The organism is Pedobacter sp. ASV12 (assembly GCF_016429155.1).
In the GTDB taxonomy this organism is placed as follows: Bacteria; Bacteroidota; Bacteroidia; order Sphingobacteriales; family Sphingobacteriaceae; genus Pedobacter.
On the sequence record NZ_JAELUC010000113.1, the window covers coordinates 1 to 8,908 of the forward strand.

At 43.7% G+C, this 8,908-nt stretch carries 11 protein-coding genes and 1 pseudogene; all 12 read left to right on the plus strand.

Going from position 1 to position 8,908, the window contains the following annotated elements:
- Positions 1-45 precede the first annotated feature (45 nt).
- A pseudogene (locus tag JHD69_RS21070) lies at positions 46-159 on the plus strand (sensor histidine kinase); the annotation flags it as partial.
- 1 nt (position 160) lies between these two features.
- Positions 161-868: a response regulator transcription factor gene (locus tag JHD69_RS17930; protein WP_199141719.1), complete on the plus strand. Its 708-nt coding sequence runs from the start codon at positions 161-163 to the stop codon at positions 866-868.
- The gene (locus JHD69_RS17935; protein ID WP_199141720.1) at positions 868-1,386 is read left to right on the plus strand and encodes a hypothetical protein; all 519 of its coding nucleotides are present in this window, start codon (positions 868-870) and stop codon (positions 1,384-1,386) included. The genes JHD69_RS17930 and JHD69_RS17935 overlap by 1 nt, the downstream gene beginning before the upstream one ends.
- An 8-nt stretch (positions 1,387-1,394) precedes the next feature.
- Positions 1,395-2,420: a uroporphyrinogen decarboxylase gene (gene hemE, locus JHD69_RS17940; RefSeq protein WP_199141721.1), complete on the plus strand. Its 1,026-nt coding sequence runs from the start codon at positions 1,395-1,397 to the stop codon at positions 2,418-2,420.
- Between the two features lie 69 nt (positions 2,421-2,489).
- The gene (locus tag JHD69_RS17945; protein ID WP_199141722.1) at positions 2,490-3,038 is read left to right on the plus strand and encodes a CopD family protein; all 549 of its coding nucleotides are present in this window, start codon (positions 2,490-2,492) and stop codon (positions 3,036-3,038) included.
- An 18-nt stretch (positions 3,039-3,056) separates the two neighbouring features.
- The gene (locus JHD69_RS17950) at positions 3,057-3,818 is read left to right on the plus strand and encodes a hypothetical protein (RefSeq protein ID WP_199141723.1); all 762 of its coding nucleotides are present in this window, start codon (positions 3,057-3,059) and stop codon (positions 3,816-3,818) included.
- Positions 3,815-4,948, plus strand: coding sequence for a hypothetical protein (locus tag JHD69_RS17955; RefSeq protein WP_199141724.1), 1,134 nt, complete (start codon positions 3,815-3,817; stop codon positions 4,946-4,948). The genes JHD69_RS17950 and JHD69_RS17955 overlap by 4 nt, the downstream gene beginning before the upstream one ends.
- Positions 4,949-5,104: 156 nt before the next feature.
- The gene (locus JHD69_RS17960; RefSeq protein WP_199141725.1) at positions 5,105-5,674 is read left to right on the plus strand and encodes an RNA polymerase sigma factor; all 570 of its coding nucleotides are present in this window, start codon (positions 5,105-5,107) and stop codon (positions 5,672-5,674) included.
- Positions 5,655-6,425, plus strand: coding sequence for a hypothetical protein (locus JHD69_RS17965; protein WP_199141726.1), 771 nt, complete (start codon positions 5,655-5,657; stop codon positions 6,423-6,425). The genes JHD69_RS17960 and JHD69_RS17965 overlap by 20 nt, the downstream gene beginning before the upstream one ends.
- Positions 6,426-6,447: 22 nt before the next feature.
- Entirely contained in the window at positions 6,448-7,257 is an 810-nt protein-coding gene (locus JHD69_RS17970; protein WP_199141727.1) for an outer membrane beta-barrel protein, read from the plus strand.
- Between the two features lie 174 nt (positions 7,258-7,431).
- On the plus strand, positions 7,432-8,424 hold the full coding sequence (locus tag JHD69_RS17975) for an ABC transporter ATP-binding protein (protein WP_199141728.1): 993 nt from the start codon (positions 7,432-7,434) through the stop codon (positions 8,422-8,424).
- A gap of 297 nt (positions 8,425-8,721) precedes the next feature.
- Positions 8,722-8,908: hypothetical protein (locus JHD69_RS17980; RefSeq protein ID WP_199141729.1), on the plus strand; the 187-nt coding region annotated here is incomplete at its 3' end.

An 8,908-nucleotide genomic window follows, 5' to 3' on the forward strand; every position in this document is an offset into this window, starting at 1 on the left:
ATCATGAGTACTGTCTCGTGGGCTCGGAGATGTGTATAAGAGACAGGTACCGGACTTGGCTTGTTTATTGTTAAAGAAGTATTGCAAAACCACGACGCTGACATCAGCGTGAAAGATAACGTGCCGCAAGGCGCCATTTTTGAAGTAACATTTAATTGATATGCCACAAAAATTAAGAATACTGTTGGTAGAAGACGAAGACCATTTGTTAGATGCCATTAAATTAAACCTCGAATTAGAAGGCTATAAAGTACATGCCGTAAAAGACGGCAAAACCGCATTGAAAGTATTTAAGGAAGAGCGCTTCAACCTGATTATCCTCGATGTGATGCTTCCGGAAATGGACGGCTTCCAGGTTTGCGAAACCATTCGCCTCGAAAATACCGAAGTGCCGATCTTGTTCTTAACCGCCAAAAATACCAGCGAAGACAGGGTAATGGGCCTTAAAAAAGGTGCCGACGATTATTTGGTGAAACCATTTAACTTGGAAGAACTGATTTTGCGCGTGGGCATTTTGGTAAAACGCAGCCTGAAGTCAGACGACCTGAAAGAACTGAATTCTTATAAAATTGGTGATAAAACCATTTATTTCAACTCGTTCGAATTGAAGCAAGACGATGGGGTTGTGGTGCCTTTAACCAAAAAGGAGACCATGTTGCTCAAACTGCTCATCGAGCGCAAGAACGAAGCCGTTTCGCGCGAGCAGATTTTGGAAACCGTTTGGAATTACGACGTGTACCCGTCAACCCGTACCATCGACAACTTTATCCTGACGTTCCGTAAATATTTTGAGCCCGACCAAAAAAATCCGGTGTATTTCCACTCGATCAGAGGAGTTGGCTATAAATTCACAGATGTAGCACATTAATGTATAATACCAAGAGCAGATATGCGCTGATGGCCATTTTTGGTGTCTCGGCGCTCGTAAGTGTATACTACAATCAATACCAGCTGGCTGCTATAGCCGGCTTTTTGTGTTTATTTGTGCTGTGGACCCACTTTAAGCACAGTTCGGTATTGCTGGCCTCTAAGCACTTTAAGAATGCCGACTACGATAAAACAGAAGAAATACTGAACGAAGTTGGCAATCCAGACCGCCTGGCCAAAAACCGCCGTGGCTATTACGAGTTTATGCGGGCCAATATTGCCCTGCAACGCGAAGATTTCGATAAGGCCGAGCACCATTTTCAGATTGCCAGCCGATTTCCGTTGGGAGGCAAAAACGACAAGGCCTTTGTACTGATCCACCTGGCCAATTTGGCCCTGCGCAAAAAAGACGGCGAACGGGCCAAAGCCTATATCGCCAAAGCCAAGGAACTGGCTACCACCTCAAGAGCACAAGAAATTATTAAAATTATAGAGAAAGAAGCCAATAACCTGGCCTAATACCCCAAATGAAGAATAACCTGTTTTTAGACGCCGCCTTTTCAAAGCCAACAGAACGCCCACCCGTATGGATGATGCGCCAAGCTGGACGTTTCATGCCCCAGTATTGGGAAATCAAGAACAAGTACACCTTTTTAGAGATGTGCAAGACCCCGGAAATTGCGGCCGACGTAACCATGTTGCCGGTTGATTTGCTGGGCATTGATGCAGCGATCTTGTTTTCTGATATTTTGGTAACCGGCGAGGCCATGGGAGGCGATTTGAGCTTTACCCAAGGCGTAGGCCCCAAATTTGCCAATCCGGTACGTACCGCCGAAGATATTGAGCGTTTAGAAACCGACGTGATCGACCGTTTGCAGTATGTGGCCGATGCCATTAAGGTTATTCAGCAACGTTTAAACGGCAGTATTCCGCTCATTGGTTTTGCCGGTGCTCCTTTTACCGTTATGAGCTATTTGGTAGAGGGCGGTTCGTCGAAAGACTTCAAAACCACCAAGCTTTTAATTCACAACCATCCCGAATTGGCGCATAGGTTATTGGCTAAAATTGCCAAGGTAACCACCGATTACCTGAACCTGCAAATCGAGGCTGGCGTAAATGCCCTGCAGTTGTTCGACAGCTGGGCCCTGGCTTTGTCGTGGAACGATTATCAGGAGTTTTCGCACCAATACAACCAACAGATTATTGCCGGACTGAACAGGACCAATATCCCGGTTATTTCTTTCTGCAAAGGCAGTTCGGTGTTTGCCCCAATTATGGCAACGGCACAGCCCGATGTGGTTTCTGTCGATTGGAATGCCGATTTGCTGAACATCAAAAAAGCATTGCCGGCCAACATCGCCGTGCAGGGCAATTTAGATCCGCATATCTTGTATGCCGATAAACCGGTGATCAAGAAACATATTTTGCAACTGTTTGAGCGCATGCGCGGCGAGAACGGTTTTATTTTTAACTTGGGTCATGGCATTATGCCAGATATTCCTTTTGATCATGTGAAATACGCCATCGAAGTGGTAAAGGAGTTTAAGTACTAATTATAGAACTTTATCATATCCCTTATCCCAGCTCTGTGGCTCACAGACCTGGGAGCAAATAAAAAACTAATGGAAGATTATTACAGTTTCTTTTTAGCGGTACATGTGGTGTTCGTCATCAGCTGGATGGCGGGACTTTTCTATATCCTTAGCCTGTTTATTTACCATACAGAAGCCAATGCCAAGAAAGAGCCGGAGCGGAGCATTTTAATAGCCCAGTTTACCAAAATGGAGGCCACGGTGTGGAAGATCATTGCCACGCCAGCCATGATCATTGCTGTGTTGGCGGGCTCGCTCATGCTGTATACCCATCCTTACCTGTTGCAATTTGATTGGATGCTGGTCAAGCTGGGCTTCGTGGTTGGCTTGCTGGTTTATCATTTTGTTTGCCAAAGGATGATGAAGCAGCTGCGTACCGGTATTTATAAGTTGAACAGCATGAAGTTGCGTTTATGGCGCGAACTGGCTACCATTTTTATGGTGGCTATTGTGTTTATTGTCATTCTAAAAAATGCCGTTGATTGGATTTATGGCCTTGTAGGCATTATGGGCCTGGCGATGGTGATTATGATGGGCGTAAAGCTTTACAAGAAAATCAGGGAAAAAGATAGTAAATAGCTATTTTAGAACTTGGCCATGAGACTAAAACATACAATATTATTCATATGCTTGACCCTGTTCTTTTCTTGTCAGCAAAAGCCTATTGTGGTTTTGCCCCTTTCGCAGGTTGACAAAGAGAAAAAATTAAACAAAACTCCAAGAAATCAATCACCTTTACAAATTATAGAGACCATCGTTGACGACTTAAATAACGATGGAAAAACTGATTCTATATTAGTTTTTGCCACAGACTCCACAAATGGATTTGACAAAGTAGTTGTTAAAATAGCTGGAGTGCCTTCGAGCTCGTTCCAGAAAGCAGATGGCTATGGAACTATTAGTGAAAGCTTCTTAAAAAGTAATCAAAATAGCATTAAATCGAATCGAATATTTGTATACAGAAGTTATGAAAAGTGTATTATAATGCTGTTTAGCCGTGTTTATGAAGGTGGGTATGATGGGCCTACGCTTATTTCAATAGAGAAAAATACAGTTCGTATTGATGTTCCAAAAGATATAGAAATCCCAATTCGCATTTCTGACTTGAACAAAGATGGCATTGTTGATTTAATTGGGAGAAACTGGGGCGAAACAGAAAGTCAGGTAGATAGTCTTGACGCAGATATCGTCAGTTATCAGCCATTTTATGTTTACAGTTTAAGCGATAGTTGCAAAATCAACCTCAAACTGACTGAACAATACAATAAAGAACACTATGTTTGGGCAGGATTAGAAAATACTCAAAATGTTCGTGTGCTCTATCCCAGAAATGGTGGCAAACCAAAACCGATCAAATGAAAAAAACTTTACTCTTAATCCTTGTGATTTGCACAGGCTGTTTTGCACAGGCCCAATTCAACAACGAAGCCATATTCAACCGCATTCGTCCGGCCGATAGTTTAGCCAAAGAACTCCATTTTAATTTCTACAACTTCAACTACGTCAGAAATTACGAATACTCTAATAAATTTCACGATGGCTATACGCTGTACGGTACGCAGCTCGAACCGCAATTGGTTTATTTTGCCAATCCGAACCTGGCCATTACTGCAGGGGCCTATTTACGCAAAGATTTTGGACGGGAAGGTATTTATGATGCCAAGCCCTTGTTCAATGTAAAATACCACAAACGTAACCTAACCTTGGTATTTGGAAGTTTGGAAGGCAATATCCAACATGGCTACATCGAGCCGATTTACGATTTTGAACGCAAGATTACAACACCCATCGAATATGGTACGCAATTGCTGATAGAACGTGAAAAGTTCAGGCTCGACAGCTGGATTGCCTGGCAAAAAATGATCTACAAAGGATCTCCAGAAAAAGAAGAAATTATTGGTGGCCTCCATACCGAAACCACTTTGGCCCAATGGGGTGGAGGCTGGAAACTGAGTTTTCCGGCGCAGTTTTTGGCCTATCACCAAGGTGGCCAGATCGATTTGCTGAAGGAAATTCCCATCAGCACTTTATTTAACGGCGCTACTGGCTTAAAGCTGCACAAAGCTATTGGTGGCAATGTAAAAGAGGTTTATACCGATAACTATGTTGCCGTTTATAAGGATTTTTCGCCTACCAAAGTACGCGCCTACCAAGGTGGCTTTGGTCTTTGGCTCAATGCAGGCGTCGACACCAAATGGGGCAGTTTGTTGGCTTCTTACTGGAAAGGCAATAACTTTATCACCATTAAAGGCATGCCATTGTATCAATCGGTTTCTGATAACCTGTATGATAAAGGCTTTAAGCAAAGCGGCAGGAATATCATTGCCCTGCGTTATGCCTATCAAAAAGAACTGGTGCCGCATCTTTACCTCGATGTTCGTTTCGAGCCTCACTTGGATCTTGACCATTCCGATTCGCAATTGCAGTTTAACCACTCGCTGTTTTTAACCTACAAAGAAGATTTTAGACTGTTCAAGGTAAAGCGATAGGTATTGGATGTAAAGCATTTGGGCAGCTTGAGTTTGGCCTGGAAAAGTTAAAGCCCCGAGCCATATTTGTTTTCGCCAACTTACTGAGAAAATATTTTTTTGAGGTTGCTTGCAACCTTTTACCGCTAGGGCTCATCTACCCTATACAAACAACGCATGAAGGTGACCAAAACATATACGATTGATGATTTAATGGAAGGCTGCAAAGCAGGCAACCGGCAAATGCAGGAAATGCTGTACAAGCAAACTGCATCAAAAATGCTGGCGGTTTGCATGCGCTACGCCAAAGATCGTATGGAGGCTGAAGATGTTTTGCAGATGGGCTACGTAAAGATTTTTCAAAAGGTAACAGATTACCGTGGCGATGGCTCGTTTGAAGGCTGGATGAGGCGTATTATGGTAAACACCGCCATTGAAAGCTACAGAAAAAACCTGCGCATGATGAATGTGGTGCCTATTGAAGATGCGTATGAACAGCCTTCACAAGGCTTTGATTTTAGCAGCTTGGGCATGCAGGATTTATTAAAAGTGATACAAAAACTGGCCGACGGCTATCGCATGGTGTTTAACATGTATGCCATTGAGGGCTACTCGCACAAGGAAATTGCCCAAACATTGGGCATTACCGAAGGGGCAAGCAAGTCGCAGCTGTCGAGGGCTAGAGCAATATTGCAACAAGAAATTATTAAAATGGAGGGCTTTGGTTATGCAACACATGCCGGATAAAGAATTTGATAATTTGTTTAAAGACAAATTTAGGGATGCAGAGATTGCGCCATCGGCAAATTTATGGGCCAATATTGAACAGCAGCTTGCCCCTAAACGCAAACGCAGTTTTCCAGTTTATTGGATGGCCGCGGCCAGCGTAACCGTAGCGATTACCGCCTTGCTGGTTTTTCAAAAAACTGAAAAAATCAGGTTGCGCGGCGCTGCAGCTGTAGCCACAACTGGCCAAACAGCAGCGCCGATTACAACTGGAAATACTGTAATTGCCGAAGAAAACCTGTCAAATACAGCCAATAACAGTAACAAAAGTTTCGCCAATGCGCCTGTACAAACCATGAAAGTGCGTACGGCCGAAAATGTGCTTCCTGAAAATAATTTGGAGAAAAAAGAAAACGACTTGCAACCAAATGCAATGATTGCCCATCTACCTATTAAGAAGATCGAAATCGAACCGATGAACGTAGTACCTAAAGAAGCAGCCGTCGCCACAGAGAACAGTCAAACCATGATGGCCAGCGCCGAGGTACCACAGAGATTGGAGAATGTAAATACCATTAGCGAAACAGAAGTGGCAACCGAGAAAAAAGGGATCAGAAATGTGGGAGATTTGGTCAACTTCGTTGTAGAGAAAATAGACAAAAGAGATAAAAAACTCATCAGGTTCAATACCGATGATGACGATAACTCGTCGATTATAGGAATCAACTTGGGGTTTGTAAGGTTAAACCCAAAAAATAAAAACAAGAATTAAAGAACACAAATAAACCGACACAATGAAACGTTTAGTATTAACAGCAGTTTTGGTAAGCGGACTTACCATGCTGGCAGGCTTGGGTGCAAAAGCACAAGAAGGTAATGGTAGGGAACAAGATAGCGTTAAACGCAAAAAATTCGATATCAACTATGGCTTGGGCATTACCATTGGCAAGAGAGACAGTACAGGTACAATGGCGAAAAACGGTCGTTTTGTAGGAGGTATCACTTTTACCCGTTTAGATATCGGCTTTTCTAAATTGATTGATAATGGCAGCTTTTCTTTATCGCCAACCAACGATTTTTTAGACTACAAGGCAGGAAAAACCAGTACTGTTTCATTTGATGTGATCCAATTTGGCTACAGGTTTAACCCTAACTTTAAAGTTTATGTTGCCGGTGGTTTCGACTGGACCTTGATCCGATTGAAAAAGAACATCACCATGCAAAAGAACATGTCGCAGTTAACCTATATCGAAGAACCGATTATCTTTAGCAAGAACCGTTTCTCGAGCAGCTACCTGCACATTCCGCTAAACTTCGAGTTCCGCACCAAAGAGAACGACAATGGTAAACGCTTCTATTTTGTCATCGGCCCTGAAATCAGCTTCCTGCTCAATGGCAAGGTTAAACAGATCAGCGACGAGCGTGGCAAAGAGAAATTTAAGGACGATTACAATTTTGCGCCATTCCGTTATGGCGGTACGTTGCGCTTCGGTTACAATGGTTTAGGTGCCTTTGTTAAATATTATGCCAACGATATGTTCGACAGTGCGCCACAAAAGGGACTTAAAAACATGGCCTTTGGCTTAACCTTCGGACTGAACTAATAAACACACACCACACACAAATAAATCCTGATTGCCCTCGCGAAGTTTTTAAACTTCGCGAGGTTTTTTGTTTAGGGGTGATTTAGACTATAGTCCATAGCTCATAGTATTTCATCTTAAGCCTTCCACCTCTAGCCCCCTCCACCTTCTACCTCTTTTTCCTATCTTTACGCTGTGAACGAAGAAATCATAACGGTAAAGCAGCTCCATAAACAATACCAGGAAACCCAGGCCTCTGGTGTTAACAACATTAGCTTTGCGATCAACAAAGGCGAAATCGTAGCTATTATTGGCGAAAGCGGTTCCGGAAAATCAACCTTGCTCAAGTGCATATATGGTTTGCTCAAGCCTGATTCTGGCGAAGTTGTATGCAATGGCAAAAGGGTAAAGGGACCGGACGAGCAACTGATACCTGGCCATGCCGATATGAAGATGGTAACCCAGGATTTTTCGCTCAATATCTATGCAAAGGTTTACGACAACATCGCCTCTATGTTGCCCAACACCAATGTAGCCGCCAAAGAGGCTAAAACGCTTCAAATGATGGAGCATTTGCATATCAGTCACCTTCAAAACAAAAAGATTACCGAGCTAAGCGGGGGCGAGCAGCAACGTGTGGCCATTTCTAAAGCTTTGGTAAGCGATACCAAAGTGTTATTGCTGGACGAACCTTTTAGCCAAGTTGATTCGTTGCTGAAAAACCAGTTGCGCGCCGATATTAAACGTTTGGCTAAAGAAATGGGCATTACCGTAATTTTGGTTTCGCACGACCCGACAGACGGGCTTTTTCTGGCCGACCGCTTGCTGATTTTAAGGCAGGGCGAACTTTTGCAAAACGATAGGCCAGAGCAGGTTTACCAGCACCCAACGGCTTTATATACGGCGCGTATATTGGGCAATGCCGTAATCCTGAGTAGGGAAGAAGCCCTGCAGCTTGGTTTAAAAACCGACAAGGCACAAATCGCTTTTTATCCCGAATGGGTAGAGCTTAAAAGCACTTGGAACAGTAGGCGCTTTGAAGTAAAGGAGGTTTATTACAAAGGCTTTTTCGACGAATTGTTGCTGGAGAGGAACGGCGTACAGATCAGGGCTTTGCAACTGAACAGTGGCGAACATCAAAAAAACGATCACATCCAGGCGAGCATCAGTCGTTTTTTAGAATTTTAAGCAAAGGTTACTTTGATAAAAACTGAAATTTATAATTAGATATATTTATCAAAAAGGCCGATATCTTAATGGATATCGGCCTTTTTGGATTTTTGAAATTCTTGATTCTTAAGTAATATTATCTGCTGCAATCAACACTACTTTTATTCTGGTTGTAGTGGTTGGAGGCAAGCCGTAAGAATAGACCCTAATATAACCGGTATAGATGTCATAATCATAGCGTTGTGCCGAATTTGGAATTTGGAAGTAACCGGTTGTTGTTGTGCCATCGGTTGAGATATAGACCAATACACCTTCTTGTCGTACATTGATGTCTGTCTCTTATACACATCTGACGCTGCCGACGAACCACGACATGTGGTGTTATCGGGGGTGGGGGGGGGGGGAAAAAAGGGGGGGGGGGGGGGGGGGGGGGGGGGGGGGGGGGGGGGGGGGGGGGGGGGGGGGGGGGGGGGGGGGGGGGGGGGGGGGGGGGGGGGGGGGG